Source organism: Massilia sp. ZL223 (assembly GCF_018119395.1).
In the GTDB taxonomy this organism is placed as follows: Bacteria; Pseudomonadota; Gammaproteobacteria; order Burkholderiales; family Burkholderiaceae_D; genus Telluria.
The window spans coordinates 1-25,969 of record NZ_JAGPWD010000023.1; the positions used below are offsets into that span (position 1 = coordinate 1).

At 67.3% G+C, this 25,969-nt stretch carries 20 protein-coding genes and 1 pseudogene; 6 read left to right on the forward strand and 15 right to left on the reverse strand.

Translation table 11 applies throughout. The features are described from left to right. Positions 1–140 precede the first annotated feature (140 nt). Positions 141–2,402 (reverse strand): TonB-dependent receptor, encoded by a 2,262-nt coding sequence (locus KBW95_RS14795; protein WP_211528625.1) that lies wholly within the window; start codon positions 2,400–2,402, stop codon positions 141–143. Between the two features lie 247 nt (positions 2,403–2,649). On the opposite strand from KBW95_RS14795, the gene KBW95_RS14800 reads away from it, so the two are divergent. Both KBW95_RS14800 and KBW95_RS14805 read left to right on the forward strand, forming a co-directional pair. Further along, on the forward strand, positions 2,650–3,255 hold the full coding sequence (locus KBW95_RS14800; RefSeq protein WP_211523479.1) for a PH domain-containing protein: 606 nt from the start codon (positions 2,650–2,652) through the stop codon (positions 3,253–3,255). Between the two features lie 48 nt (positions 3,256–3,303). After that, positions 3,304–3,855, forward strand: coding sequence for a DNA-deoxyinosine glycosylase (locus KBW95_RS14805; RefSeq protein WP_211528626.1), 552 nt, complete (start codon positions 3,304–3,306; stop codon positions 3,853–3,855). Here KBW95_RS14805 and KBW95_RS14810 read toward each other — a convergent pair. The 3 genes from KBW95_RS14810 to KBW95_RS14820 form a co-directional block, all read right to left on the reverse strand. Next, complete coding sequence (locus KBW95_RS14810; RefSeq protein ID WP_211526934.1) at positions 3,847–4,851, reverse strand: alpha/beta hydrolase family protein; 1,005 nt, start codon at positions 4,849–4,851, stop codon at positions 3,847–3,849. The two genes, KBW95_RS14805 and KBW95_RS14810, sit on opposite strands and share 9 nt — an antisense overlap. A 68-nt stretch (positions 4,852–4,919) precedes the next feature. After that, positions 4,920–6,089, reverse strand: a complete 1,170-nt coding sequence (locus KBW95_RS14815) for a tetratricopeptide repeat protein (protein WP_211526935.1) — start codon at positions 6,087–6,089, stop codon at positions 4,920–4,922. Positions 6,090–6,157: 68 nt separating this feature from the next. Further along, positions 6,158–7,015, reverse strand: coding sequence for an HDOD domain-containing protein (locus KBW95_RS14820; RefSeq protein WP_211528627.1), 858 nt, complete (start codon positions 7,013–7,015; stop codon positions 6,158–6,160). A gap of 142 nt (positions 7,016–7,157) precedes the next feature. Here KBW95_RS14820 and KBW95_RS14825 point away from each other — a divergent pair, with 142 nt between their 5' ends. Together KBW95_RS14825 and KBW95_RS14830 are read left to right on the forward strand one after the other, a co-directional pair. Beyond that, complete coding sequence (locus KBW95_RS14825; protein ID WP_211526937.1) at positions 7,158–7,727, forward strand: DNA-3-methyladenine glycosylase; 570 nt, start codon at positions 7,158–7,160, stop codon at positions 7,725–7,727. 159 nt (positions 7,728–7,886) lie between these two features. Then, positions 7,887–8,543, forward strand: a pseudogene (locus KBW95_RS14830) (deoxyribodipyrimidine photo-lyase); the annotation flags it as partial. A gap of 140 nt (positions 8,544–8,683) precedes the next feature. Here the strand turns inward: KBW95_RS14830 and KBW95_RS14835 are convergent. The 6 genes from KBW95_RS14835 to KBW95_RS14860 all read right to left on the reverse strand — a co-directional run bounded on the left by KBW95_RS14835 (position 8,684) and on the right by KBW95_RS14860 (position 17,878). Next, a complete protein-coding gene (locus KBW95_RS14835) occupies positions 8,684–13,897 on the reverse strand; it encodes an Hpt domain-containing protein (RefSeq protein ID WP_211528628.1) in 5,214 nt (1,737 codons plus the stop codon). A 13-nt stretch (positions 13,898–13,910) separates the two neighbouring features. Continuing rightward, positions 13,911–16,226: a methyl-accepting chemotaxis protein gene (locus KBW95_RS14840; RefSeq protein WP_211526939.1), complete on the reverse strand. Its 2,316-nt coding sequence runs from the start codon at positions 16,224–16,226 to the stop codon at positions 13,911–13,913. A gap of 27 nt (positions 16,227–16,253) precedes the next feature. Beyond that, complete coding sequence (locus KBW95_RS14845) at positions 16,254–16,781, reverse strand: chemotaxis protein CheW (protein WP_229429765.1); 528 nt, start codon at positions 16,779–16,781, stop codon at positions 16,254–16,256. Continuing rightward, positions 16,778–17,188 (reverse strand): PleD family two-component system response regulator, encoded by a 411-nt coding sequence (locus tag KBW95_RS14850; RefSeq protein ID WP_373888806.1) that lies wholly within the window; start codon positions 17,186–17,188, stop codon positions 16,778–16,780. Before KBW95_RS14850 ends, KBW95_RS14845 begins: the two co-directional genes overlap by 4 nt. A 19-nt stretch (positions 17,189–17,207) precedes the next feature. Continuing rightward, positions 17,208–17,606, reverse strand: a complete 399-nt coding sequence (locus KBW95_RS14855; protein ID WP_211526940.1) for a PleD family two-component system response regulator — start codon at positions 17,604–17,606, stop codon at positions 17,208–17,210. Between the two features lie 119 nt (positions 17,607–17,725). Next, positions 17,726–17,878, reverse strand: coding sequence for a rubredoxin (locus KBW95_RS14860; RefSeq protein ID WP_029755924.1), 153 nt, complete (start codon positions 17,876–17,878; stop codon positions 17,726–17,728). Positions 17,879–18,036: 158 nt separating this feature from the next. Here KBW95_RS14860 and KBW95_RS14865 point away from each other — a divergent pair, with 158 nt between their 5' ends. Continuing rightward, the gene (locus KBW95_RS14865; RefSeq protein WP_373888807.1) at positions 18,037–18,771 is read left to right on the forward strand and encodes a hydroxymethylpyrimidine/phosphomethylpyrimidine kinase; all 735 of its coding nucleotides are present in this window, start codon (positions 18,037–18,039) and stop codon (positions 18,769–18,771) included. Between the two features lie 32 nt (positions 18,772–18,803). After that, entirely contained in the window at positions 18,804–20,102 is a 1,299-nt protein-coding gene (gene hemL, locus KBW95_RS14870) for a glutamate-1-semialdehyde 2,1-aminomutase (protein ID WP_211526942.1), read from the forward strand. Positions 20,103–20,165: 63 nt separating this feature from the next. On the opposite strand, the gene corA is transcribed toward hemL, so the two are convergent. The 5 genes from corA to KBW95_RS14895 all read right to left on the reverse strand — a co-directional run bounded on the left by corA (position 20,166) and on the right by KBW95_RS14895 (position 25,969). After that, entirely contained in the window at positions 20,166–21,131 is a 966-nt protein-coding gene (gene corA, locus KBW95_RS14875) for a magnesium/cobalt transporter CorA (RefSeq protein WP_211524169.1), read from the reverse strand. A gap of 107 nt (positions 21,132–21,238) precedes the next feature. Continuing rightward, entirely contained in the window at positions 21,239–21,949 is a 711-nt protein-coding gene (gene mtgA, locus KBW95_RS14880; protein WP_211524168.1) for a monofunctional biosynthetic peptidoglycan transglycosylase, read from the reverse strand. A gap of 8 nt (positions 21,950–21,957) precedes the next feature. Then, positions 21,958–22,779, reverse strand: a complete 822-nt coding sequence (aroE, locus tag KBW95_RS14885) for a shikimate dehydrogenase (protein WP_373888808.1) — start codon at positions 22,777–22,779, stop codon at positions 21,958–21,960. Then, positions 22,776–23,630, reverse strand: a complete 855-nt coding sequence (locus KBW95_RS14890) for a TonB family protein (RefSeq protein WP_211524181.1) — start codon at positions 23,628–23,630, stop codon at positions 22,776–22,778. Before KBW95_RS14890 ends, aroE begins: the two co-directional genes overlap by 4 nt. A gap of 311 nt (positions 23,631–23,941) precedes the next feature. Beyond that, positions 23,942–25,969, reverse strand: coding sequence for an RNB domain-containing ribonuclease (locus KBW95_RS14895; protein ID WP_211528629.1), 2,028 nt, complete (start codon positions 25,967–25,969; stop codon positions 23,942–23,944).

Below are 25,969 nucleotides of genomic sequence, written 5' to 3' on the forward strand. Positions count from 1 at the left end.
CCGCCCCCCCCCCCCCCGGGCCGCCCCCCCCCCCCCCCCCGCCACCCCCCGGGGGGGGGCGCCCCCCCCCGGCCCCCCGCCCCCCCCCCCCCAACCCCCCCCCCCCGCCCCCCCCCCCCCCCGACGGTCTTTAGGCTGACTTAGAAGTTCGCTTTGAACTGCACACCATAAGTGCGCGGCTCGTTGACGATACCAGTCAGGTTGTTGAAGTCGATCGCGCCCAGCGCCTGGATACGGTTGGTGATGTTGCGGCCGTAAGCTGCCACTTCATACTTGCCGTCGTTCCAGCGATAGCCCACGCGCAGGCCGCCTTCCAGCAGTTCCTTCGCCTTGTACTCGGCCGCTTCGTACAGGAAGAAGTTGTACGAGGTGCGGTAAGCCCAGTCGGTGAAGGCGTAGATCTCGCCGTTGCCCAGCGGCTGGCTGAAGCGCAGGGTGAGGTTGTGCTGCCACTTCGGTGCGCGCGGCAGCGGGTTGCCGTCGATGATGGCGGCGGAGCCGATCACGTTGCCGTTCGCGTCCGTGAAGGTGCGGCGCGGATCCAGGGTGGTGCAGCCGCTGCCGCAGGACTGCACGAACAGGTTCGGGTCCTTGATCTCGGTGTCGTTGTAGCTGGTGCCGAAGGTCATGCTCCAGGCGTCGCTCAGGTTGGCCTGGAAGTCCAGTTCGACGCCGCGGCCGGTGACCTTGTCGGCGTTGACCAGCTGGTTCATGTTGACGGTGCCGGAACCCGCGGTCAGCTGCTTGTCCTTCATGCGGTAGTCGAACACGGTGGCCGACATGCGCGCACGGCGGTCGAACAGGTCCTGCTTGACGCCGAATTCCACCGACACGATCTTCTCGGCGTCAGCCTGCGACGGCAGCGAGGTCAGGTCGAACAGGCGGCCCTGCATGGAGGCGGCGCGGTAGCCGGTCGCGATGCGGCCGAACAGGTTGGTGTCCTTGTTCAGGGTGTAGGTACCGCTCAGGTCCCAGCTCACGTTGTTCGACGAATCGTGCAGCGGCAGGTTGGTCGAACCGCCGGTCTCGATGCGGCGCGCCACGAAGTCCTTCTTGTCCTTGGTGTAGCGCAGGCCGGCGCGCAGCTTGAACGCGTCGGTGACGGTGTAGTTGACGGTGCCGAACACCGCCCACGACTTGGCGTCCTGGTTCTGGGTCGCGTAGTTGAAGTTCTGCGGATTGCCCGGCGCCAGGGAGTCGAAGGAGATCGAATCGATCTGGATCTGCTCGTCGAAGTAGAACAGGCCGGCGATCCACTGCAGCGGGCCCTTGTTGTTGGACTCGACGCGGAATTCCTGCGACAGCTGCTTATGGTCCGGAATCAGGTCGGCGGTCTCCACCACGAAGGGGATGAAGCCCGGACCCATCGGCTGCGCATAGACGGCGCCGTAGCCGCCGTCGACGTCGGCGCGGCTGAAGAATTCCAGGGTCTCGTAGCCGGTGATCGAGTGGAAGGTCAGGCCCGGGGTATCCCAGCGCAGGCGCAGGCTGGCGCCCTTGTTCTTCAGGCTTTGGGTGTTCAGGCCGTCGGTCGGGTAGGACTTGTAGTCGAAGTTGTCGACCAGCTCGTTGGTGCCCTTCTTCAGGATGTTCGCGCGGAACAGGGTGGCGTTGCCGTCCATGTCGCGGGCGTGCAGGTTGAGCAGCGCGCTGAAGTCCTTGGTCGGCTTGAGCAGGAACTGGATGCGGCCGGCGTTGTCCTTGTAGCCTTCGAAGTCGCGGGTCGGCGCGTTCGGGCGGTCGTTGTGCACGCGGTCGCCGCGGTGCTGCGACTGCACCGAGATACGGGTGGCGAAGACGTCGTTGGCCGGGATGTTGATGGCGCCTTCGATGTTGCGCACGCGGTCCTTGCCGAAGCCGACGTTGACGTAGCCTTCCTTGCGGAACACCGGCTTGGCCGAGTCGAACTTGATCACGCCGGCCGGCGAGTTACGGCCGAACAGGGTGCCCTGCGGGCCGCGCAGCACTTCGATCTGGTCCACGTCGAACACCGGGAAGCCCTTCAGCATCGGGTTTTCCTGGACGATGTCGTCCATCACCAGGCCGACCGGCTGCGACGCGTTCAGGTCGAAGTCGGTGTTGCCCAGGCCGCGGATGTAGAAGCGCGGGAAGGTGCGGCCATAGTCCGATTCGACCGACACGGACGGCGAACGGCCGCTCAGGAAGCGGATGTCCTGGCCGCCCGAGGTCAGCACGTCCAGCTTCTCGCCCTTCACGGTGGCGATGGACATCGGCACGTCACGGATGTTTTCCGCGCGGCGCTGTGCGGTCACGATCACGGTCTCCAGCTGGCCGGGCTTCTTCGCCTCCTCGGCGGGCGGGGTTTCCTGGGCGCTGGCGTGCAGCGGGAAAGCGCTGGCGACGGCCAGGGCGAGCAGGGAATGCTTGAAGCGTGTATCCATACCGATGTCCAATCTATAAGAAAAGTCACTCGCTGCCGCCGGCACGCGTCATGCGCCTGGCGCCTGTTGCATAGACAGGATGAGCAAAACTTGTAGTTTGACTAAGTGGTCGAGGGTTAATCAAGCGTAAAGACATAAAATACAGAAGTTCGTTGTGAGAGAGCAACATCGTGTCGGGAGAAGGAGGGCGCAAGACGCAGATTTACGTGTATAAAAGGACATCTTTCACAGCGATGGAGTCCTGGACATGTTCAAGAAGCTGGCCGCAGAGGCCCTCGGCATCAGCGATATCGGCGTGATCGTCTCGCCCAAGGATTACGACAAGGTCGACGCCGACGATTACCTGTTCTCGGAAGACGGCGAGCAGATCTTCTTCCTCATCAAGAGCAAGAAGGACGAGTACTGCTTCACCAACGTGGCGCTGATCCACGTGGACGGCGATTCCGCCGTGTCCTCGAAGCGCTCGATCAAGCGCTACGAATACGCGTCCACCCATATCTCCGACGTCAGCATCGAAACCGCCGGTACGCTCGACATGGACGTCGAACTCAAATTCCGGGCCGGCGACACGACCTTCAGCATCGACGTCAAGAAATCCCACATCGAACAGCTCAAGGACATCTACAAGGCCCTGATCTCGATCGGCAAGCAGCAGCACCGCGATGCCGTCGGCCGCGACAACGCCCTGCGCGCGCTGGACGCCACCGCGTCGATGCACAAGTTGAATACGGCGCCGGCGGGCGGCGTGGCGGGCCAGTTCGGCGAACTGCTGGCCGCCGTGAACACTGCGATGCTGGAGACGCACACCAAATGCGACTTCAGCGACGTGTTCAGCAAATACATCCATAACTGATCCACGAAGCGCGCATCGGGTTCGGCATCGCGAGGCTACAATGCCCCCATGCCGAACCCCCTCGATACCCCGACTTCCGCGACCCTTACCGGGCTTGCCCCGGTCATCGACGCCGGGACCCGCATCCTCGTCCTCGGCAGCTTCCCCGGCGCCGCCTCGCTCGCCGCCCAGCAGTATTACGCCCATCCGCGCAACCAGTTCTGGCGCCTGATTTCCTCGGTCATCGGCGAAGACCTGGCCGCGCTGCCTTACGCCGAGCGCCTGCCGCGCCTGCTCGCGCACCACGTGGGATTGTGGGACGTGCTGGCCGCCTGCGAGCGCGAAGGCAGCCTCGATTCCGCGATCCGCAAGCCGGCCGCCAACGATTTCGAGCGCCTGCGCGCACTATGCCCGCGGCTGGAGACGGTGGGATTCAATGGCCAGGCCTCGGGCAAGTTCGCGCCCCAGTTCGCGCAGCACGGCTACCGCACCGTGGTCCTGCCGTCGTCCTCGCCTGCGCACATGGCGCTGAGTTTTGAGCAGAAATTGCAGGTATGGCGCCAGCTGGCCGTGGATCCCGGCGAGGATCGCGCATCACCGGTGCAGGGATCGCTACTCTGACATTGCCTGCGAGATCGCGGCGAACGAGGTATCGAAGCGGTAGGGGATGTTCAGGTGGCTGTCGTCGAATTCCTGGTGGACGACGGCGATGCCGTGCCGGGCCAGGCGGTCGCGGAAGATGCGCGCGCCGAACTGCAGGTTGAATTCATCCTGGGTGCCGGCGTCCAGGTAGATCAGGCGCAGCGAGGCCAGGGCCTCCAGATATTCGTCCACCAGGTGCACGGGATCGTGGCGCAGCCATTGCGCCCACACGGCGTCGTTGATTTCCGCCGTGTGCGGATCGAAGGGCAGCGCGAATCCGTGCGGCAGGGCAGGGTCGGGCGAGTAGCACGAAGCCATGGCCAGGGTGTTGACGACCGCGCGGTAGGCGGCGTCGCGTGGACGGTGGGTATGCAGGTCGCGCATCAGCCGATCGAGTCCGCCCAGCCGGCCGATCGAACGCGCGCAGGTGACGAAGGCCGGTTTGTAGCACAGCTCGAAATACAGGTCGCCGCTGTGCGAGGCCGTCAGCGCGAATATGTCGGGATGACGCATCGCCAGCATCAGCGCGCCATAGCCGCCCGAGCTTTTTCCCGCCACCGCGCGGTACTCGCGCCGCGCCAGCGTGCGGTAGCTGCGGTCGATGTAGGGGACCAGTTCGTCGACGAGATGGTCTTCGTAGCGGCCGGTGGCCGGTGAATTGATGTACTGGCTGCCGCCCAGGCGGGTCAGGCAATCCGGCATGACGACGATGAAGGGGCGGACCGTGCCGCCGGCGATCAGGCGGTCCATGCGCTGAGCGATGTTCTCATCCCATACCGTGTCGTTCAGGAAGGTCGTGCCGCGGCCATTGAATCCAGCCAGCAGGTAGACGACGGGATAGTGTTGCGACGGGTTCTCGTCGTATCCCGGCGGCAGGTAGACCGGCACGATGCGCCGCGCGGGATCGCCCATCGCATTGTTGGCGAGGACGGTACTGTCGAAGGTATCGAGGACGATGCGGCCGGACGAGCTCAATGGTGGATTCGCGAGGCAAGGGGACGCTCAAGTATAGCAGTCGCGTTCCCCCGCCATGGCATCCGCCGTCAGCGCAGCCGAGCCCCCGTCTGCGCAATGCTGCGCAGGTAGGCCAGCTTGGCCGAATAGATATCGCGGTTGCTCTTCCTGGTGCTGTTGTCGACCGCCAGCGCGATGTGCTCGCGGGCGTCGACCAGTTCGCCCAGGCGCAGGTGCGCAATGCCGAGCCAGAAGCGGAACTCGTCGTTGTAGGGCGAGCGCTTGATCTCGCGTTCGAACAAGTCCTTGGCCTCGTCGTTATCGCCGGCCTTGAGCGCCGCCATCCCCTTGTCGAAGAAGTAGTAGGGGGGATAGGGCTCGATGCTGGCGATCCGCTTTTCCAGTTCCTGCGCTTCCAGCGGGCGGCCGAGGGCCAGCAGCACCGGCTGCAGGTTGCGCAGCACGGACACGTTTTCGGGTTCGCGCGACAGCGCGGCGCGGAAGGTCTGCTCGGCGAGCGTCATGTCGCCATGGCGCTGGTAGACCACGCCGAGCGTGTTGAGCGGCTGTACCGCGCCGGGACGCGCCGACACCGCCGCCTTGGCCCACCAGTAGGCGTCGTTGACGCGCTGCTGCACCAGGGCTTCGGCGGCGCGGTTGTTCAGGTAGAGCGAGACGATGTCTTCCTCTTCCAGCGCGCGGCTGCGCAGCTTGGCCGCGTCGGCCGGCGGCAGGAAGTCCACCACCAGGTGGCGGCTGGTGTCGAAGCCGTTCTGGACGTCGCCGATCCGGTCGCCGATGCTGATGTTAACGTGGTTGCTGGCCAGGTACAAGCCACCCATGCGGCTCCACATCTCGTCCGTGGTGACGCTCTGGAACTGCACCGGCATGCCCAGCGCCTTGGCGAACGCGGCCGTCATGATCACCAGCGACAGGCAGTTGCCCGAGCGCACCGCATAGGTCTGGGCGGCGGTGCGGGTGGTCGTGGACTCGTATTCGAGCTTCAGGTCGGTCTTGCTGTACAGCGCATCGACCAGGCCATGGCGCGAGCCGCGCGAGCGCAGGGTCTGCGTGAACGCGGGACTGCTGATGTAGGCCTTCATGGCCGGACTGAGCGTAAACAGCTCGTCGGCGCTCACGGGCTCGGACGGCGGCGCGAAGCCGGCGTCGGCAAACAGGGCGGTCGGGGCGGGTGGCGGCGCCACGCTGGCGCATCCGGCGAGTGCTGCCGACAGCAGCAACAGAATCAGGCGCTTCATGTCTCCTCCTGCGCAACTACTTTTAGCCAAGTATCTGCCTGAAGGGAGAGGAAGTCAAAAGTATGTATTTATTCTTCGTGAAAAGCTTCGAGCAATTCGTCGAACAATTCGGCCGTTTCCTCGCCGGAAAGGCCAAGATAAGCGCAGGCGGCGTCGCCTGCCTTGCCCCATTCCAGCGACTCGGGCTGGCCCTGGTAGCTGCACAGGGCGCTTTCCGCCAGCACCGACAGCGCCACCAGCGAACGCACGGTGGATGCGGTCGAGGCGTCGTCGAGGACGCTGAAATCGTGGTGGTGCAGGATGGCCCAGCCGACATCGCCCGACAGGCCCCAGTTGCGCGCCAGCAGGCAGCCGACCGCCGCGTGGCTGGTGTTGTGGCGCTCGTCCTCCAGCGCCGTGAACGGGCGCACCATTTCCAGCGAGGCGGCGGCGTAGGTCGCGGCATAGTCGGGGAAGCGGTCCATCAGCAGCGGCACGCCAGTGTCGCAGAACAGGCCGAAGGTGTGGGCCACGTCCGGCTCGCCGATGCGCAGGCGGCGCGACAGGAACACCATGGCTTGCGCGCGGCGCGAGGAGATGTCCCAGAAGCTTGCCAGTTCGGCACTATTGGCGGGAATCGCCTGGCGCGCCAGCAGGCCCGTCATCAGGGCCGCCACCTGGTTGATGCCCAGGAACAGAATGGCCTGCTCGACCGACTTGGCCTTGCGGCGTCCGCCAAAGATCGAGGAATTGGCCAGCTTGAGCAGCGCGCCGGACATGCCGACGTCACTCGCCACGATCTTGCCGATTGCCTCAGGCGACGGATCTTCCGACGCCAGCTCGCGCTGCATGTCGGCCAGCAGGCTGGGACGCGGCGGAATGCGGATCGACTTGATCAGGGCATCGACCTGATCGACCTGCTGAATGGGTTCGGCGACGGTGTTCATGGGAAAGGATGGGTGCTTCTGGGAAAGGCAACAACAGGCGTCACTATAACCCAGCAAGAATTAACTTGCAGCAAAGCAATGCGATCTGTGTGTCAATTTCACCAAAACGCCGGGTCAATCTGACCCGGGATAGAATCGAAGCATGGCTATTTCGATAATTGCGGGAATTGATTTTTCGGCGCCGGCGGAGATCGTGGCGCGCCAGCTGATCGGGGTCACGGTGCTGGTCGACGGGGTCGGCGGGCGCATCGTCGAGACCGAGGCCTACGACCGCGAAGACCCGGCCTCGCACGCCTATTCCGGTCCCACCGAGCGCAATGCCTCCATGTTCGGGCCGCCGGCACATGCCTATGTCTACCGTTCCTACGGCATCCATTGGTGCCTGAACTTCGTGTGCCGCGAAGCGGGGCATGGGGCAGGGGTCCTGATCCGGGCGCTGGAGCCGGTGGCGGGGCTGGACGTGATGCGCGCGCGGCGCGATGCGGACGACGAGTGGCTGCTGTGTTCCGGGCCGGGCAAGCTGTGCCAGGCGCTGGGCGTCACGCGGGCGCTCAACGGCATGCCGCTGTCGGCGCCGCCTTTCGAGCTGCTGCCGGCGCCGCGCGAGCTGCCGGTCGTGGAGGGGCCGCGCATCGGCATCTCGAAGGCGGTGGACGTGCCGTGGCGCTTCGGGCTGGCCGGGTCGCGCTTCGTGAGCAGGCCGTTCAGGTAGGGTGGACGGCTTTGCCGTCCACGCGGTGATCGTCGGCGGCGAGATCATCCCGCAAGAAATCGGAGGCGGTGGCTGTCGCCGCGGGGGGGGGGGGGGGGGGGGCCCCCCCCGGGGGGGCCGGGGGCGGGGGGGGGGGGGGGGGGGGTTTTGGGGGGGGGGGGGGGGGGGGGGGCGGGCCCCTCGACCTGGCTGTCCGAGCTGATCTGGCGGGATTTCTACGCCATGATCCTGTACCGGCATCCGCAGGTGGCGACGCGGGCCTTCAAGCCGGCCTTCGATGCGGTGCGGTGGGAGGATGGGCCGGAGGCAGAGGCATTGTTCGCGGCCTGGTGCGAGGGGCGGACCGGGTATCCGCTGGTGGATGCGGCGATGGCGCAGCTCAATCGCACCGGTTTCATGCACAACCGGCTGAGGATGGTGACGGCCAGTTTCCTGGTCAAGGACCTGGGGATCGACTGGCGGCGCGGGGAGCGCTACTTTGCGCTCAAGCTCAACGATTACGACATGGCCTCGAACAACGGCGGCTGGCAGTGGGCGGCGTCGACGGGCTGCGATGCGCAGCCGTGGTTCAGGATTTTCAATCCGGTGACACAGTCGCAGAAGTTTGATGCGAAGGGGGAGTTCATTCGGCGCTGGGTGCCGCAGCTGCAGGCGCTGGATGCGAAGGAGATTCATGCGCCGTGGCTGGTGGCGCCTCAAAAGCTCGCTGAGAAAGGGGTGGTGCTGGGGAGAGATTATCCAGGGCCGGTTGTCGATCATGACAAGGCTCGGCAGAGGACCTTGGAGCGGTTTAGTGTGGTGAAAAAACAGAGCTAACGATGTGCACGGAAACTTGGGTTCCGGCCTTCGCCGGAACGACGTGCTGGAGCTAACACAGGGTTTCCTCTACCTCTAGCTCGGAGACCGTCGTCCCGGCGAAGGCCGGGACCCAAGTTCGTGGAGCAGCCGCTAACGCATCAAGCCGCCTCGCGCCCCAGCAAGCTCCCTATCGCCGCCAGCAACACCTCTTCCTGATACGGCTTGCCGAAATAGGCATTCACGCCCAGCCCCAGCGCATAGTTGCGGTGCTTGTCCGCCGTACGCGACGTGATCATGATGATCGGCACACCCTGCGTCGCCGAACTCCCGCGAATCTGCCTCGTGAGATCGAACCCATCCATGCGCGGCATCTCGATATCGACCAGCATCAGGTCCGGCGCCCCCAGCTGCGCGATCTGCTCGAGCGCGTCCACGCCATCCTTGGCCAGCAGCACCTGGTAGCCCTCGCGCTCCAGCAGCCGCTGGGTCACCTTGCGCACGGTGATCGAATCGTCCACCACCATCACGACCGCCTTCGGCGGCTGCGGTACCACCTCAGGCTGCACGCGCCGCGCCTTGACCGGCTGCTGCGCCAGCGCCACCGGATCGAGGATCAGGACGATCTCGCCCGAACCCAGCACCGTCGCGCCCGCGATCCCAGGCACGCGCGACAGCTGCGGCCCGATGTTCTTGACCACGACTTCGCGGTTGCCCACCACCTCGCCGATGCACAGGGCAATCCTGCGGCTGCCGCTGTTGAGCACCATGACGGGATTCGAGCGCTGCAGCGGCAGGCGCTCGTCTTCCTCGCCCAGCAAATCCTGCAGCTCGTACAAAGCCAGCGTATCGCCGCCGGCCACGATCCTGCCCTCTTGCCGGGCCGCCTCCAGGTCCGCGTCGCGCACCTGCTGCATCTGCTCCACCAGGGTGGCCGGAATCGCGTAGGTGCGGCTGCCGTTCGACACCAGCACCACCTGGGCCACGGCCAGGGTCAGCGGCAGGTGGATGGTGAAGCGCGTGCCCTGTCCGGGCTGCGACTCGATCGCCACCCGGCCGCCCAGCGCCTGGGCCTCGGAACGCACCACGTCCATGCCGACGCCGCGGCCGGCCAGTTCGGTCAGGGTGTCGGCGGTCGAAAAGCCCGGCTCGAAGATCAGCTCGGCCGCATCCTGGTCCGAGACTTCGTCCAGCTCGCCCAGCAGGCCCACCGCGCGCGCCTTGGCGCGGATGCGCTCGAGGTCCAGGCCGGCGCCGTCGTCGCTGAACTGCATCACGACTTCGTTGCCGTGCTGGCTCACCTGCACCAGCACTTCGCCGGTCTCGGACTTGCCGACGCCCTGGCGCTGGGCGCGCGGCTCGACGCCGTGCACGATGGCGTTGCGCAGCAGGTGCTCGAAAGGCGCGGCCATCTGTTCCAGCACGCCGCGGTCGACCTCGACCGAGCCGCCGCGGATGTCCAGGTTGACGCGCTTGTCGGTTTCCTTGGCGGTCTGGCGCGCCACCCGGAACAGGCGTTCCGACAGGCTGGCGAAAGGCACCATGCGCACCCGCATCAGGTCGCGCTGCAGGTCGCGCGTCAGGCGCGACTGCGCCGCCAGCTCCTCGGCCGCGCTGTCGACCGTACGGCCCAGGCTTTCCTGGAACGAGGCCACGTCGTTCACGCTTTCGGCCAGCATGCGGGTCAGTTCCTGCAGGCGGGTGAAGCGGTCGAATTCGAGCGGATCGAACTCGCGCTCGCCGGCGATCGACAGGCGCGAGGCGATCTGCGATTCGGCCTGCATCTCGATCTCGCGCAACTGGCGGCGCAGGCGCGCCACGTTGTCCGAGAAATCGCTCAGCGAGCCCTTGAGCGCATCGACCTGGGTTTCCAGCTTGGAGCGCGTGATCGACACTTCGCCGGCCTGGTTCACCACCCGGTCGAGGATGTCGGCGCGCACGCGCACCAGCGGCGAACGCGCGCCCGGCTGCTCGGCCGCCGCCGGCGCCGGCGCCGGCGCGGCCTCGGCCTGCACTGCGGCGCGCGGCTGCTGGAGCTGTTCGAACAGCAGCAAGGCCTGGTCGTAATTGGCCAGCAGTTCGTCGAAGGCGGCCGGGCTGGTGGTCCCGGCATGCACCATGTTCTCGATCTGCGTCTCGAGTTCGTGCGTGTGCTGGCCCAGGCGCATCGCACCGGCCATGCGCGCGCTGCCCTTCACGGTGTGCAGGGCGCGCTGCAGGCCCTGGGCGATGGACATGTCCTGCGGATGCTGCTGCCACTGGCGCAGGCCGTTGCCGATCTGCGGCAGCAGGTCGGTGCCCTCTTCCAGGAACACGGGCAGCAGGTCCGGGTCCAGCTCGTCGGCGAAGACCGGGCCGGCCGCAAGGACCGGCTCGGGCTCGGGCGCAGGCGCGCTTGCAGCTTCCGGCGCGGCCTCGGGCTCGGTCAGCACCGCTTCGTCCGGCGTCACGGCCACGAAGGCTGTCTCGTCCAGCTCCGGCACGAATTCCTCGATGTCCGGCACAGGCACGGCCGGTGCAGGCGCAGCCTGGTCGAGGGCGGGCGCCGCGAACGGGTCGTCGAGGAACAGGTCGAAGACGTCATCGGCTTCGCTGACTGCGGGCGCTTCCGGCGCGGGCCTGGTGTCGAAGGCCGGCGGCTCGGCTACCAGGCTGTCGTAGGCGGCGGCGAACAGGCCGTCGAGCTTCTGCGCCAGTTCCGGGTCGGCTTCGCCGTAGACGGCGGCCGCCTGCTGGCTGGCCACGCGTTCGTTCAATCCCGCCAGCTGGTCGATCAGGTCCGGCTGCTCCGGCGCCAGTTCGCCCAGGGCGAACACCTGCAGCATGGTGCGGATGCGCGACAGGGCCGTGTCCAGCACCTCGAGCTGGCCGTCCTCGATGGCGGCGCCCGGCGTCACCAGTTTTTCCAGGCTCAGTTCCAGCGCCTGGGCCACGTCGCGCAGCGCCAGGTAGCCGACTGTGCCCGAAGTGCCGGCCAGGGTGTGCACGGCCGTCAGGCCCTCTTCCGAGACGGTGCGGCGCGGATCGGCGCGCCAGGCGTCGAGTTCCTGCGCCAGCGTCTCGACCAGCTGCTCGGTCTCGGCCAGGTAGATGTCGTACAGCGCTGCCGGCACCTGCAGAGCGCCGATGCGCTTGACGCTTTCCAGGTCGACCGGCTGGTCGAGGACGGGAATGTCGTCCTCTCGCACTTCCTCCCCGGCCGCTTCGAACGGCCCGCCTTCCTGCACCCGGCCGGCCGCCTCGATGAGGGCGGCCCCGTCGCGCGCGGGCTTGCGCCCGGCGGCCAGGTCGGCCACCCAGGCATCCAGCTCGGCATGGGCATGGGCCAGCAGCGCCAGCAGGTCGGCGGTGGCGGGGCGGCTGTCGGCCAGCCACACGTTCATCACGCGCTCGACGGCGGCGGCGGTGGCGGCGAAATCCTCCAGCTCCACCATGCGGCTGCTGCCCTTGAGCGTGTGGAAGGAGCGGCGCAGCAGGGTCAGGGTTTCCTGGTTGCCCGGCTCCTCGGCCGCGCGCGGCAGGTTCTGGGCGACGAAGCCCAGCACTTCCTGGGCCTCGGCAATGAAGATGTCCAGCAGCTCCGCTTCGATACTGCTTTCCTGGGCCGGAGCCTCTTGCGCCACCGGCGCCGGCTCAGGCGGCGTCTCGACGAACTCGTAAGGCAGCTCGCGCAGCAGCAGCTTGTCCTGGTCGAAGGTGAAGCGGCCTTTCGCGGCCTCGCTGTCCTGCGCCAGCAGGTCGGCGAAGAAACCCAGCGCGCCGATGTTCTGTGCGATGTTGTGCAGCGCCGCGTGCTGGCTGGTGACGTCGCCCTCGAATTCGGCCAGCTTGCGCACCTCGTCCGCGACGTGGCGCGTGGCCTGCACCGCCTGCTCCAGGTCGAGGATGGCGAAGGCGCCCTGCAGCTGGTGCAGCACCGGCGTGCTCTGCTCCAGCACCTGGCGCCTGGACGGGTCGTCGTAGTAGTCGTCGAGCAGCTTTTCGATCTGGCGCAGGCCGGTCTTGATCTCGCCCGCCAGCACGGCCACGGTCTGGCCCTGCTGGATCTGGCGCGCCAGTTCGCCCTGCCAGTGCGCGGCGTCCGGCGGGGTTTCGCCGGCGGCCAGGGCCAGCAGGCGCGCGCCCACCGCCTCGGCGTTCTCGGCGAAGTCGCCCGGCAATTGGCGCAGCTGGTCCAGGCCGTTCTCGACGAACAGCATGGCGGCCGCCATCTCCAGGCCGAACTGGTCGCTGCGGCCGGAGGACATGGAATCGGTGGCGGCGCGTCCCAGCTCGCGCAGCAGCTGGGCCAGCGCGGGCGCGCCCAGTTTTTCGCTGGCGCCGGCCAGCTGGGCCAGCGCCTGGTTGAAGTCGTCCTCGACCACGGCGTCCGGCTCGTGGGCGATGCGGTCCCAGTCGGACTTTGTGCGGGCCAGGGCCTCGCGCGCCTCCTTCAGCGCGGCCGGGTCGATCTTGCCGTAGCGGCGCTCGGCGTAGTCCTGCGGCACCGCGCCGTCCAGGTGCAGGGCCTGGCGCAGGCGCTGCGCCTCGCCGCCCGCGGCTGGGTCCGGCGCCGCTGCGACGAAGAACAGGGCGTCGCGCAGCATGGCCTCGGGCGTGCCGCCCTGCCCCTGCGACAGGCGGCGCGCCTGCAGGTTGATCTGGCCAAACAGCTGCTTGGCATACAGGTCGCTGCCGACCTGGCCCTCCGCCACCACGGCGGCGAAGGCGTGCATCGCCTGCCAGAACAGGCGCGCGCGCGGCTCCTGCTGGGCGGCCGCGATCGGCGCGATGGCGTCGCGCATGCCGGCCGCATGCAGGCGGATCTGCTCCGGCTCGGTGCTCTTCAGGTAGGGCAGGAGCGATTTTTCGAAACGCGCGCGGCAGGCGGCGTAGTCGGCGGGGCCGGCCTCGCCCTCCACCGGCAGCTCCGGCAGGGTGGACAAGTCCAGGACCAGCAGGTCGGACGGGTGGATGCGCTGCACGCCCAGGCGCTCCTGCAAGTCGCGGAAATACGGGAACAGGCGCGCCGGCTGCTGCGGCGCGCCGGCCAGGAGCTCGTCGAGGTATTCGCCGAGGGCGCCGTAGGCGTCCTGCAGCAGCTTCGCGTTCTCCTCGGTGCAGGGCAGCTGGCCGTCCTTGAGGCGGTCGAGCAGATCCTCTGCGGCGCCGGTATAGGCTTCCACGCCTTCGACGTCCACCATCTGCAGGGCGCCGTGGGCCTGGTGCAGGTGGGTCTTGGCATGCAGCAGCAGGGTCGGCTGGGCTTCCTGGCTGCGTCCGGCGGCGTCGCGCACCGCGGCGCCGGAACGGTCCAGCGCATCGCGGATCTCGCCGATCACCCAGGACAGCGGGCCAGTGTCGAATCCTCCTGCGCGTGTCTGTGTCGTCGTCATGGGCGAGAGTTTATCAGGCTGCAACGCGGAAGCGGGATACGGAGTCCTTCAGCTCCTGGGCCAGGTCCGCCAGTTCGCGGATCGACTGGGCGGTCTGGCGCGTGCCCTGCTGGGTATGCTCGGTCACCGACAGGATGTGCTGCATGTTGTGCGCCACGCTGTTGGCCGAGGTGGCCTGCAGCTCGGTGGCGTAGGACATGCCCTGGATCAGCTCCGCCAGGCGGTTCGACACGCGCGAGATGTCGGCCAGCGCGGCGCCGGCGGCGTCCGACAGGCGCGCGCCCTCGACCACGCCCTGGGTCGATTTTTCCATCGCGGCCACGGCGTCGTGGGTGTCGGCCTGGATGGTGCGCACCAGCGCGCCGATCCCCTTGGCCGCTTCGGCCGAACGTTCCGCCAGGCGCTGCACCTCTTCCGCCACCACCGAGAAGCCGCGTCCCGCTTCGCCCGCGGAGGCGGCCTGGATCGCGGCGTTCAGCGCCAGCACGTTGGTCTGCTCGGTGATGTCCGAGATCAGGTCGGTGATCTCGCCGATCTCCTGCGAGGATTCGCCCAGGCGCTTGATGCGCTTGGAGGTTTCCTGGATCTGCTCGCGGATCTCGTTCATGCCGATGATGGCGTTCTGCACCGCTAGCGCGCCCTGCTCCGCCGCCGCCACCGACTGGCGCGCCACGTCGGCCGATTCCAGCGCGGAGCGCGACACATCGGTGATCTCGCTGGCCATGCGCAGCACGGTGCTGGAGGCGTCCTTGATTTCCTTCGACTGCTCCTCGGCGGCGCCCAGCAGGCGGGTCGACACCGCCTGCGCGCCGCTCGAGGCGCGCGTGACCTGCTCGGCGGTGGTGATCACGCGCACCACCAGGCCGCGCAGCTCTTCCACGGTGTAGTTGACCGAGTCGGCGATGGCGCCGGTGATGTCCTCGGACACGGTGGCGTGCACGGTCAGGTCGCCGTCCGCCACTTCCTGCAGTTCGTTCATCAGGCGCAGGATCGCCGCCTGGTTGGCGTCGTTGGTGGCCTTGGCCTCTTCTTCCTTGGCCTGGGCCAGCTGGCGCATGGCTTCGGCGTCGCGGCGGCGCGCTTCCAGGCCGCGGGTGCGGTTGCGCTGGTCCTGCAGCATCACGCGCGAGATGCTGCCGCCCATCGCCAGCGTGAAGATCGCGGCGCCGACCAGCACCCAGAACCAGGGGCTGTTGCCGCCCTGGGCCAGGCGGTAGCCGTTCTGCAGGCGTCCCAGCAAGGCGCCCAGCTGCTCGTTGTCGCGCGCGATGGTCTGCTCGGCGACGCGGGCGGCGTGGAAATGGCCGATGTTGCTTTGCAGGGAGGCGACGGTGGACTGGAAGGCGCGGAAGGCTTCGCGCGCCTTGGCCAGGCGCTCGCGCAGGCCGGCGTCGGCCAGCGGGGCCAGGCCCAGCGCGGCGCTGCCGTCCAGCAGGCCGTCGACGATGGCGCCCAGCGCACTGGCGTCGCGCGCGATCGATTCGGCCGCGCCGCTGCGCGGCGCGCCCGGCGTCACGAAGGCGTGGGCGCCGGCCGTCAGGCTCTGGGTCAGGCTCATCATGCGGCCCAGGGCTGCCACTTCGCGCGCGCTGCCGCCGCGCTCGGTGCGCTGGTCGAGCAGGGTGTCGCCGATCGAGAGCAGTTCGGGGCTGAAGGTGGACAGCTGCGCCAGGCTCTCGCCGTAGCCGGTCAGGTAACGCTTGTTCTTGACCAGGACCGCGGCGGCCTTGTCGGAGGCGCTCCACATGCTGCGCGCCTTGGACACCAGGGCCGCGGCCTCGCCGCTGGCGGCCGGGATGTCGCCGGCGGGGGCGTTGCCGCCGCGCGCCAGCAGGGCCAGGTTGCGCCCCAGGTCGGCGCGGCTGCTTTCGAGCTGTGCGATGGCCTCGCCGTCGCCGCGCAGCGCCTTCGGCGCCACCTTGCCCAGGCGGTGGGCGTTCATCAGGGCGTCGCTCGCGGTCTGGCTCTGGCCCGCGGCTTCGGCATTGTGGGCGGCGTTCTGCCACATCGACAGCACGGTCAGCAGGATGCCGGCCGCGAAGGCGCCCAGCAGCAGGCGCAGCTGGCGCGGCAGCGACAGGTGGCCGATCAGCGGCAGGCTGAGCTTGTCCTTCTCGGCGTCTTCACCGGGCGCGCCCTTGCGGTGGCGGATGTTGCCCAGGCGGCGCGCCGCGGCTTCGGCGGAGCCTCCCGCGGGCGCCGCGGTTGCTATTGCCGCCGCCGCGCCGACGCCGGGGCCGAACTGGGTATCCGGCGAGGACAGCACGGTGTCGTCGTCGGCGCTCTCCCTGGCGAAGAAATTGGTGCTGAGTTTCGAGGCGAATCCCATTCCGGCTCCTGGTCCTGCTGTTCGTGGTTAGCTAATTGCGACGTGCAGGAAGCGCTCTTCCCGCACCAGTGCCGCCAGCGACAGCGGCTTCCATGTGTTGCCCTCCGGGTCGCGCAAGGCGTCCCCGATGCGCTCCATCGCGCCGGCCTGGCGCAGGCCGTAGACCTGGTCCACCCGCAGCGCGCAATTGAAGCCCAGCGCCGGCGAGAAGGTGACCAGCCGTCCCGGGCCGGCCGCTGCGGGCGCATCCTGGTCCAGGTAGCGCGCCAGGTCGATCACGCCCAGCAGCGCGCCGCGCACGTTGACCAGGCCGAGGTACCAGGGCCGGGTCAGCGGGACGGGGGTGAGCGGGCCGCTCGGCACGATCTCGCCGGCCTCGGTGAGGTCGAGCAGCCAGCGCGTGCCGGCGATGCCCAGGCCGAGCTGCTGCACCCGCTCGCCGTTGCCGCTCTTGGCGGCCTGCATGCGCTCCAGCAGTTCTTCCTGGTAGGCGCGTAGGCGGGTGCGGCGCGCGGCGTCGTCCGGCCTGCCCTCCGCGCCGTCGATGTCCATCATGCGCTCGCGCGCACCGGCATGGCCGCGGCTGCGCCCGCGTCGGCGCCGAGGGCGGCGATGGCGGCCAGCAGCTGCTGCGGGTCGACCGGCTTGACCAGGTAGTCCTTGGCGCCCTGGCGCATGCCCCAGATGCGGTCGGTCTCCTGGCTCTTGCTGCTGCAGATGATGACCGGGACCTTGGACAGCTCGGGATCGCGCGCGATCGCGCGCGTGATCTGGAAGCCGTTCGCGCCCGGCATGACGACGTCCATCAGGATCAGTTCCGGGCGCTCGGCGCGGATGCGCTCCAGCGCCTCTTCGCCGTTGACGGCGGTGCTGACGGCATATCCCTGCCTGGCCAGGATGTCGGTCAGGTAGAAGCGTTCGGTCGGGGAATCGTCGACGATGAGAATCTTGTGTATGGCCACGTACGGCTCCGGGGTCGGTTCATGCAGCCTTGCCGGCGGTGTGGTCGCGCACGGCGGCCAGCAGGCTGTCTTTGGAAAACGGTTTGGTCAGGTAGGCGCTGGCGCCCACCATGGCGCCGCGCGCGCGGTCGAACAGGCCGTCCTTCGACGACAGCATCAGGACCGGGGTGGCGGAAAAGCGTGCGCTCTTCTTGATCAGGGCGCAGGTCTGGTAGCCATCCAGGCGCGGCATCAGGATATCGCAGAACACCAGCGCGGGATGGTGGTCGTTGATCTTCGCCAGCGCGTCGAAGCCGTCCTCGGCCAGCACCACGTGGTAGCCGGCCTGGGTCAGGAAGATCTCGGCGGAGCGGCGTATCGTGCTGCTGTCGTCGATCACCATGATGGTCAGGCCCGTCGGTTGCGGGGATGTCGTCATTGTCGTTTCACTTCGGCATGAAGCGCCACGATAGCACAGCCCCCTTCCCTTGTGCGCGAAGTGTTGCGCTGCATCAACTACGCGGTTGTCAATACAGCGGCATCAAGCCTTCGCGCAGCTCAGATGGCGGTCATCTCGAAGTCGTCCTTGCGGGCGCCGCACTCCGGGCAGGTCCAGTTCATCGGCACGTCGGCCCAGCGGGTGCCGGGGGCGATGCCGTCATCGGGGGCGCCGGCGGCTTCGTCGTAGACCCAGCCGCAGATCAAGCACATCCAGGTCTGGAAAGGCGCCGTCGAATCAGTACTCACAGTATTGTTCCTTCTATCTAGTAAAATGCGGAATCAGGTATCTTAATCTACCCGTCGTGCAAAACCAACCGTTACCCCTCATCCTGACGTTCGGGCTCTGCGATCCAGTCGGCGCGCTCGGCGTGCAAGCCGACGTGGCCGCCTTCGCGGCCCTGGGCTGCCACGCCCTGACGGCGGTGGCCGGCCTGCTGGTGTCGGACAGCGCGCGGGTGGAAAACCTGCACGAAGTCGACAGCGACTGGATGGCCGACCAGGCCCGCACCCTGCTCGAAGACATGCCGGTGGCCGCCTTCAAGGTCGGCGCCGTGCCCAGCGCCCTGCACCTGGCGGCGATCGCCGAAATCGTCTCGGACTATCCGGACGCGCCCCTGATCCTCGATCCCTTCCTCACCTCCCTGCCCGACGCCGGCATGGCCGACGAGGAGATGATGTCGGCCCTGATCTCGATCCTGTCGCCCCAGGCCACCTGCCTGATCCTGTCGCAGTCGGAACTGGGCCGCATGGCCGAGACCTGGCGCGAAGGCGGCGAGGGTTCGCTGGAACAGGACGTGGCCGAACTGACATCGTCCGGCCTGCAGTACGTGCTGGTGACCGGCACCCGCGACGAGGGCGGCGCCTGCTCCAACACCCTGTTCGACCGCGACGGCGAAGTCGCGCGCGTCGACTGGCAGCACCTGCCGGGGCCTTTCGTCGGGGCCGGCAACACCTATTCGGCGGCCTTCACCGCGCTGATGGCGCGCGGCTTCGACGCGCCCACGGCCCTGAACGTCGCCCAGGAATACACCACCGGGGCGCTCGAACACGCGCAGCGCTTCGGCATGGGCAAGTTCATCCCCAGCAAATTCTACCGGCCGTAAGCCTGCGCTTCGGCTTCACCTTGATCGCAACCATGACCACAGAACACGCCAGTTCCAAGAACGACATCCTGTTTGCCCGCGCCCAGCAATCCACGCCCGGCGGCGTCAATTCTCCGGTGCGCGCCTTCCGCTCGGTGGGCGGCACGCCGCGCTTCATCACCCGCGCCGAAGGCCCGTACTTCTGGGACGCGGACGGCAAGCGCTACATCGACTACATCGGCTCCTGGGGCCCGGCCATCGTCGGCCACGCCCACCCGCAGGTGGTGAAGGCGGTGCAGGATGCGGCGGCCAATGGCCTGTCCTTCGGCGCCCCGACCGAGGGCGAGATCGAGATCGCCGAGGAGCTGTGCCGCCTGGTGCCTTCGCTGGAGCAGGTGCGCCTGGTCTCGTCGGGCACCGAGGCGACCATGAGCGCCCTGCGCCTGGCGCGCGGCGCCACCGGCCGCGACAAGATCGTCAAGTTCGAAGGCTGCTACCACGGCCACGCCGACTCGCTGCTGGTGAAGGCCGGCAGCGGCCTGCTCACCTTCGGCAACCCGACCTCGGCCGGCGTGCCGGAAGACTTCGTCAAGCACACCCTGGTCCTGGACTACAACAACGTCCCGCAGCTGGAAGACGCCTTCGCCTCGATGGGCGACACCATCGCCTGCGTGATCGTGGAGCCGGTGGCCGGCAACATGAACCTGATCCGCGCCACGCCGGAATTCCTGACCCGCATGCGCGAGCTGTGCACCGAACATGGCGCAGTGCTGATCTTCGACGAAGTGATGTGCGGCTTCCGCGTGGGCCTGGGCGGCGCCCAGGAGATGTACGGCATCAGCCCGGACCTGACCGCGCTGGGCAAGGTGATCGGCGGCGGCATGCCGGTCGCGGCCTTCGGCGGCCGTTCGGAACTGATGCAGAAGATGGCGCCGATCGGTCCCGTGTACCAGGCCGGCACCCTGTCGGGCAACCCGGTCGCGGTGGCGGCCGGCATGACTACCCTGAAGCTGGTGCAGGAGCCGGGCTTCTACGACCGCTTGAGCGCGCAGACCGCCAAGCTGGTGGAAGGCCTGGCCGAAGCGGCCAAGGAAGCAGGCGTGACCTTCTGCGCCGACTCGGTGGGCGGCATGTTCGGCATGTATTTCTCGGCCACCGTGCCGTCGACCTATGCGCAGATGATGGCGGGCGACAAGGAGCGCTTCAACCGCTTCTTCCACGGCATGCTGGACGAAGGCGTGTACTTCGCGCCGGCCATGTTCGAAGCGGGCTTCGTGTCGGCGCAGCATGATGACGGCGTGATCGCCGAGACGGTGGAAGCGGCGCGCCGGGTGTTCAAGCGCATCGCGTAATCGCATCCACAAAATAAAACGGCCGGTGAAATTTTCTTTCACCGGCCGTTTTATTTTGGAATTTTATTTCAGCCAGCCACGCCGGCGGAAGTACCACAGCGGTGCGATCGCGCTGGTCACCATCAGCGCCAGGGCGAAGGGATAGCCGAGACGCCAGTTCAGCTCCGGCATCATGGTGAAGTTCATGCCGTACAGGCTGGCGATCAGGGTCGGCGGCAGGAAGGCGACCGAGGCCACCGAGAAGATCTTGATGATCTTGTTCTGGTTGATGTTGATGAAACCGACGGTGGCGTCCATCAGGAAGTTCACCTTATCGAACAGGAAAGACGTGTGGCCGTCCAGCGATTCGATGTCGCGCAGGATCTGGCGCGCCTCTTCGAACTGGTCCGCGTTCAGCAGGCGGCCGCGCATCAGGAAGCTGACCGCGCGGCGCGTGTCCATCATGTTGCGGCGGATGCGGCCGTTCAAGTCTTCCTCGTGCGCGATGGCGTTCAGCGCGGCGGCCGCGTCCTGGTCGGTGAATTCCTTCTGCAGCACGCGGGTCGAGACCTCTTCCAGGCTCTCGTAGATGCCCTCCAGCGCGTCCGCCGAGTACTCGGCGTCGGTCGCGTACAGGTCGAGCAGCACGTCCATGTAGTCTTCGATCGAGCCCGGGCGCGAACGCGCGCGCATGCGCACCAGCCGGAAGACCGGCAGGTCGTCGCTATGCACGGAGAACAGCTTTTTACCGGACAGGATGAACGCGACCGTCACGACCCGCGAAGGGCCGTCCTCTTCTTCGAGCAGGAAGTCGGTGCGCAGGTGCAGGTCGCCGTTCTCGGCTTCGTAGTAACGCGCCGAGGCCTCGATGTCCTGCACTTCGTCCTCGTCCGGCAAGGTCACGCCATAGGCGGTCTTGACCCAGATGCGCTCTTCCTCGGTCGGATCGGTCAGGTCGACCCAGACGGGCGCGACATTCTCGAGATCCTCGCGCGAAGCGATGGTTACCTGGTTCAGTCGGCCATTTTGTAGGACAAATACGTTGATCATGCGCTTTTTCTCGGCCGGGTTCGAAAACTAGCGCAAGTGTAACCGAGAGGCTGCAAACGCGGCCACCCCGTAACGACAATTTCCGAGAGAAAATCGCTCAGCCGGCCTTAAGGCAGGTCGGCGAAGCGCATCTGGCGCTGGATCGCGTTCGTACGGCGCACCAGGTAATTGGTGCTGCGATGCTTGTCGTAGTAGCGCGGGTTCGGCAGCATCACGGCCAGGCGGGCGGCCTGGGCGGACGTCAGGTTGGCCGCCGAGGTCTTGAAATAGTGGCGCGCCGCCGCCTCGGCGCCGAACACGCCGCGGCCGTACTCGACCACGTTCAGGTAGACCTCGAGGATGCGCTTCTTGCTCATCACGGTCTCGAGCATGAAGGTGATCACCATTTCCTGGGCCTTGCGCAGGTAGCTGCGCGAACCGGACAGGAACAAGTTCTTGGCCAGCTGCTGGGTGATGGTCGAGCCGCCGCCCACCACCTTGCTGCGCCGGTTGTTGCGCTCGTAGGCGCGTTCGATCGCTTCCCAGTCCACGCCGCCGTGGTCGCTGAAGTTGGCGTCCTCAGAAGCGACCACCGCGCGCTTCAAATTGTTCGAGATGCGCTCGTAGGGCACCCATTGGTGCTTGAGTTTGGCGTTCGGGTTCTTTTCCTGCAGTTCCGACAGCTGCTGGCGCATGAAGCTGGTCGAGGACGGATTGAACATCGCGTACCAGCACACCATGGCGAAGAAATACAGCTGGATTAACAGCACCAGCAGGATCGGGCCCAGGAAGATCCATTTGACCCAGCGGCGGGAGCCCGCCTTGCGCGCTTTGCTCATCGTTATTCTTATTGACGCATCGATTTCAGGAGGTCCGCCGTATCGGGCCGCACGCCGCGCCAGATGGCGAAGGCCTCGGCGGCCTGCTCCACCAGCATGCCCAGGCCGTCGCGCACCCGCGCGCCGTGGCCGGCGGCGAATTCCATGAATACGGTCGGTTTGTTTCCGTACATCATATCCAATGCCAAGGTGTCTTGGCAAAACACGGACGGCGGGATCGGCGGCACATCCGCGGAGAGGCTGGCCGAGGTGGCGTTGATCACCACGTCGAACACGCCCTCGACCTCGGCGAAGCCGCGCACCGCGATCCGCTCCGCGTAATCGGGAAAATCCCGCGCCAGCGCTTCGGCCGTGGCCAGGGTGCGGTTCGCGATCACCAGTTCGCGCGGCTGTTCCAGCAGCAGCGGCAGCATGGCGCCGCGCGCCGCGCCGCCCGCGCCCAGCATCAGGATGCGCTTGCCCGCGAGCGGCACGCCGGCATTGCGGACGATGTCGGCCACCAGGCCGGGGCCGTCGGTGTTGTCGCCGATGATCTCCCCATCATCGAACACGAGGGTGTTGACGGCGCCGGCCGCGCGGGCGCGATCAAGCAGGCGGGTGGCCAGCTGGAAGGCTTCCAGCTTGAAGGGGACGGTGACGTTGGCGCCGCGATAACCCTCGGCGATCAGGCGGCGCACGGTGGCTTCGAAACCGTCGAGCGGCGCCAGGCAGCGTTCGTAGCTGATGTTCTGGTGCGTGGCCACCGCATAGGCGGCGTGAATCTGGGGCGATTTGCTGTGGGCGATCGGGTTGCCGATCACGCAATACTTGTCGGTCAATGTGTCGCTCACTCAGCGCCTCCGCGCAGTTCTGCCTGCATCTTGTCCTCGCGGGTGAAGCGGAAGCGGGTAACCACTTCCCACAGATCGTCCTTGCCGCGCGAGCGCATGTTGGCCGGGAAGGCGCCGAAGGGCGCGGCGCGGCGCACGATGTCCAGCGCCGCCTTGTCCAGCGCCGCGTTGCCGGAGCTGCGCTCCACGCGCGGGCCGCCGTCCTTCATATAGATGGTCCCGTCCTGGAAGATCGGGATGTAGACCACCAGCTCGCCGTACAGCTTGCGCCCGTTCTGCTGCGGGAAGCTGAGCGTGCCCATTTCCTCGATGCGCTTCTGCATCGCCTTGTAATAGAGGGCGTAGCCGACCTGGCGCGTGCTCGGCGTGATCTGGGTGCGCTTGGGGCGGCGGTTTTCTTCCTCGATGCGCTCGAAGATCTCGGCGGCGGCGCGCGAGATCGCCTTGCTCGTTTCGAGGTTGTCGGCGCCGGTGCGCTGCGGATCGGGCTTGTCCTTTTCCGTGACCGGGGGCGCGGTGAACTGCGAACGGCGCACGCGGGTGAGCACGTCCTGCTGTTGCTGTTCCAGTTCCGCGATGCGGCGCTGCAGGGCCTTGATGCTGTCGCCGTCCTCCACCTTGCGCAGGTCGGGCAGCGGCGACTTGGCGCGGCCTGCTTCGGCGTTGCCGCCGCCGTCCAGGTTGGCCTGGGCCAGGGCGTCGGCCTTGCTCGGGGCCTTGGCGTGCTTGGCGTTGACCAGCACCACTTCCAGCCCCGGGTCGGCCGGCTGCTGGCGGAAGGCTTCCGGCGCGGCGAAGCGCACGGCCAGCAATCCTGCGTGGGCCGCGACGGAGACGGCCAGGGCGATCATCAGGGGACGGTTTTGTTGGAAAGACTTCACGCGCTGCGGGGGGCCGCTGGGGCTGTTGAATCAGGGAATTCAAACATTCTACCGCGCCAGATGGGTCAGCGGGTGGGTGAAGCGTGGGTGCAACAGTTGGGTTTCTGCAGCTGTTTGCTATTTGATAAGAGCGCGGCTTCGGTGGGGAGCTTAGGTTCCGGCCTTCGCCGGAACGACGGATCGAGCGCGCTCGGCAAGCATATGCACGTCGTCCCGGCGAAGGCCGGGAGCCAAGTCAAGCTCTCCCATTCCCGCGCAGCGGGAATCTATTCGGGAATCTATTAAGCGGTGGTGGTCGGATCAGGACTGACCGCCGCCACCACACCTTCCGCCTCGACGACTTCGGCCACCGCCGCCTCGCCCGTATCCTCTTCTTCCTCGAGCACCAGCTCCGCATCCGCCGCCGGCGCAGCCGCCACCTCGAGCAGGCGCGCTTCGAGCGTCAGGTCGACTTCATCCCAGCGCACGATATCGAGCCGCACCTGCGCCCCGCGCGCCACCTGCGGCATGCCCGGCAGGCGCACCACCAGCGGAATCTCGACCAGGCGCACGATCTCGTCCTTCAGCACCACGGCGTCCACATGCTTGGCCTGTTCCTGCCCCAGCCAGCGCAGGCACCAGTAGCGCTCCATGTTCTGCTGGAAGTCGTTGTACGCCGAATACGCCGCGTCAAACGCCGACACGATCGAGAACAAGGTCGCATCCCGGTGCTTGAACGGCGCCACCAGCGGCGCGCTCACGCCATGCTCGGCGCAAGCCAGGATCTGCCACTGGTTCACCAGGTCGGTATAGCGGCGCAGCGGCGAGGTGCTCCATGCGTACTGGTCCACGCCCAGGCCCTGGTGCGGGGCCGCGTGGGTCACCATGCGCACCTGCATCTTGGACGCCCAGCCGCCCGCACCCGGGGTCTGCGAGCGGTAGATGCCCGGCACGCCCGAGTCGTGCAGCAGCTTGCCCCAGGTGCTGTTGGCGAAGATCATCAGCTCGGCCACGATCTTGTCCAGCGGCGCGCCGCGCTTGCGGCGCACGATGCTGACCACGTCGTCTTCCACGTAGAAGTTGAAGTCCACGCGGTTGGCCTGCTCCGGCTTGAGGCCGAAGGCCTCGCGCTTCTTCATGCGGCCCGCCTCCAGCTGCAGGGCCCACTGCCACAGGAAACCCAGTTCCTCCTTGTGTGGGTACTCCCCTTCCCCGTTGGACAGGGTCTCTTCGTTGACCACCGCATCCAGGTCGTTGTGGCGCAGGTTGCTCTTGATCGGCACGCGCTCGGCGCGGGTCACGGTCGAGACCACGGTCCAGTCCTGGGGGTTGAGCACCGCGTACAGCGACAGCGCCGGGCACTCGTTCCCTTCGGCCAGGGTGAAGGCGTCCACCACCTCGTCCGGCAGCATGGTGATCTTATCGCCCGGCATATACACGGTCGACATGCGGCCGCGCGCGATCTTGTCGATGGCGTCGTCCGGACGGATGCCCAGGCCCGGCGCGGCGATGTGGATACCCACGCGCACCGTGCCGTCGTCCAGCCTCACCACCGAGAAGGCGTCGTCGATCTCGGTCGTGGTCACGTCGTCGATCGAGAAGGCGGCCACCTCGGCCAGCGGCAGGTCGCCCGGAGCCTTCGGCACGTCGACGGCCGGGAAGCCGGCGCCGCGCGGGAAGTGCTCGAACAGGAAGCGCGCCATGTGCAGATCCTTCGGCGAGGCCAGGCCGCCATTGCCCAGCATGAGGCGCTGGGCGGTGGTCTGCAGCTCGTCGGCGGCCGCTTCCAGGGCCTTGTATTCGATGGTGTTCTTGTCCGGCTTGAACAGCAGCTGGTGCACCAGGGCCTGCATGGCCTGCGGCAGCTTGCCGGCCTTGAGTTCCTCGACGTATGCGGCCTGGATGAGCGCTTGCTGCTTCTTCTTCTCGATGCCGGCCAGCGCCGCCTTCAGCGATTGCTCCGGCGCGGCCTTGTAGCGCCCGCGGCCCTTCTTATAGAAGTAGATGGGCGCGTTGTGCAGGGCCAGCACCAGGCCGGCGGCTTCCGGCGGCAGCGGCGCATGGCCGAAATACTCGGCGCCCAGCTCGGCGAAGCCGAACTCCTCCTGGCCCGCCACTTCCCACAGGAAGTCGAGATCGACCTCGGCGGCGATGCCCTTGGCCGCGTCCATCAGGGCTTCCGGCTCGTGCTTGTCGAACTGGAGCAGCACATCCTTGGCCTTGACCTTGGTGCGCTTCCCGCTCGGCAGCTCGACCTGGTAGGCCTCGCCCGCGGTCGACAAAACGGTGCCGGCCTTGAAATCGCCCGACTCTTCGAAGAATAGATTCAT

Bases quoted from the DNA above. Each gene is read 5' to 3' on its own strand.
- KBW95_RS14795 (WP_211528625.1), bottom strand. From the start codon at position 2,402: ATGGATACACGCTTCAAGCATTCCCTGCTCGCCCTGGCCGTCGCCAGC.
- KBW95_RS14800 (WP_211523479.1), top strand. From the start codon at position 2,650: ATGTTCAAGAAGCTGGCCGCAGAGGCCCTCGGCATCAGCGATATCGGC.
- KBW95_RS14805 (WP_211528626.1), top strand. From the start codon at position 3,304: ATGCCGAACCCCCTCGATACCCCGACTTCCGCGACCCTTACCGGGCTT.
- KBW95_RS14815 (WP_211526935.1), bottom strand. From the start codon at position 6,089: ATGAAGCGCCTGATTCTGTTGCTGCTGTCGGCAGCACTCGCCGGATGC.
- KBW95_RS14820 (WP_211528627.1), bottom strand. From the start codon at position 7,015: ATGAACACCGTCGCCGAACCCATTCAGCAGGTCGATCAGGTCGATGCC.
- KBW95_RS14825 (WP_211526937.1), top strand. From the start codon at position 7,158: ATGGCTATTTCGATAATTGCGGGAATTGATTTTTCGGCGCCGGCGGAG.
- KBW95_RS14835 (WP_211528628.1), bottom strand. From the start codon at position 13,897: ATGACGACGACACAGACACGCGCAGGAGGATTCGACACTGGCCCGCTG.
- KBW95_RS14840 (WP_211526939.1), bottom strand. From the start codon at position 16,226: ATGGGATTCGCCTCGAAACTCAGCACCAATTTCTTCGCCAGGGAGAGC.
- KBW95_RS14845 (WP_229429765.1), bottom strand. From the start codon at position 16,781: ATGATGGACATCGACGGCGCGGAGGGCAGGCCGGACGACGCCGCGCGC.
- KBW95_RS14855 (WP_211526940.1), bottom strand. From the start codon at position 17,606: ATGACGACATCCCCGCAACCGACGGGCCTGACCATCATGGTGATCGAC.
- KBW95_RS14860 (WP_029755924.1), bottom strand. From the start codon at position 17,878: ATGTGCTTGATCTGCGGCTGGGTCTACGACGAAGCCGCCGGCGCCCCC.
- hemL (WP_211526942.1), top strand. From the start codon at position 18,804: ATGACCACAGAACACGCCAGTTCCAAGAACGACATCCTGTTTGCCCGC.
- corA (WP_211524169.1), bottom strand. From the start codon at position 21,131: ATGATCAACGTATTTGTCCTACAAAATGGCCGACTGAACCAGGTAACC.
- mtgA (WP_211524168.1), bottom strand. From the start codon at position 21,949: ATGAGCAAAGCGCGCAAGGCGGGCTCCCGCCGCTGGGTCAAATGGATC.
- KBW95_RS14890 (WP_211524181.1), bottom strand. From the start codon at position 23,630: ATGATCGCCCTGGCCGTCTCCGTCGCGGCCCACGCAGGATTGCTGGCC.
- KBW95_RS14895 (WP_211528629.1), bottom strand. From the start codon at position 25,969: ATGAATCTATTCTTCGAAGAGTCGGGCGATTTCAAGGCCGGCACCGTT.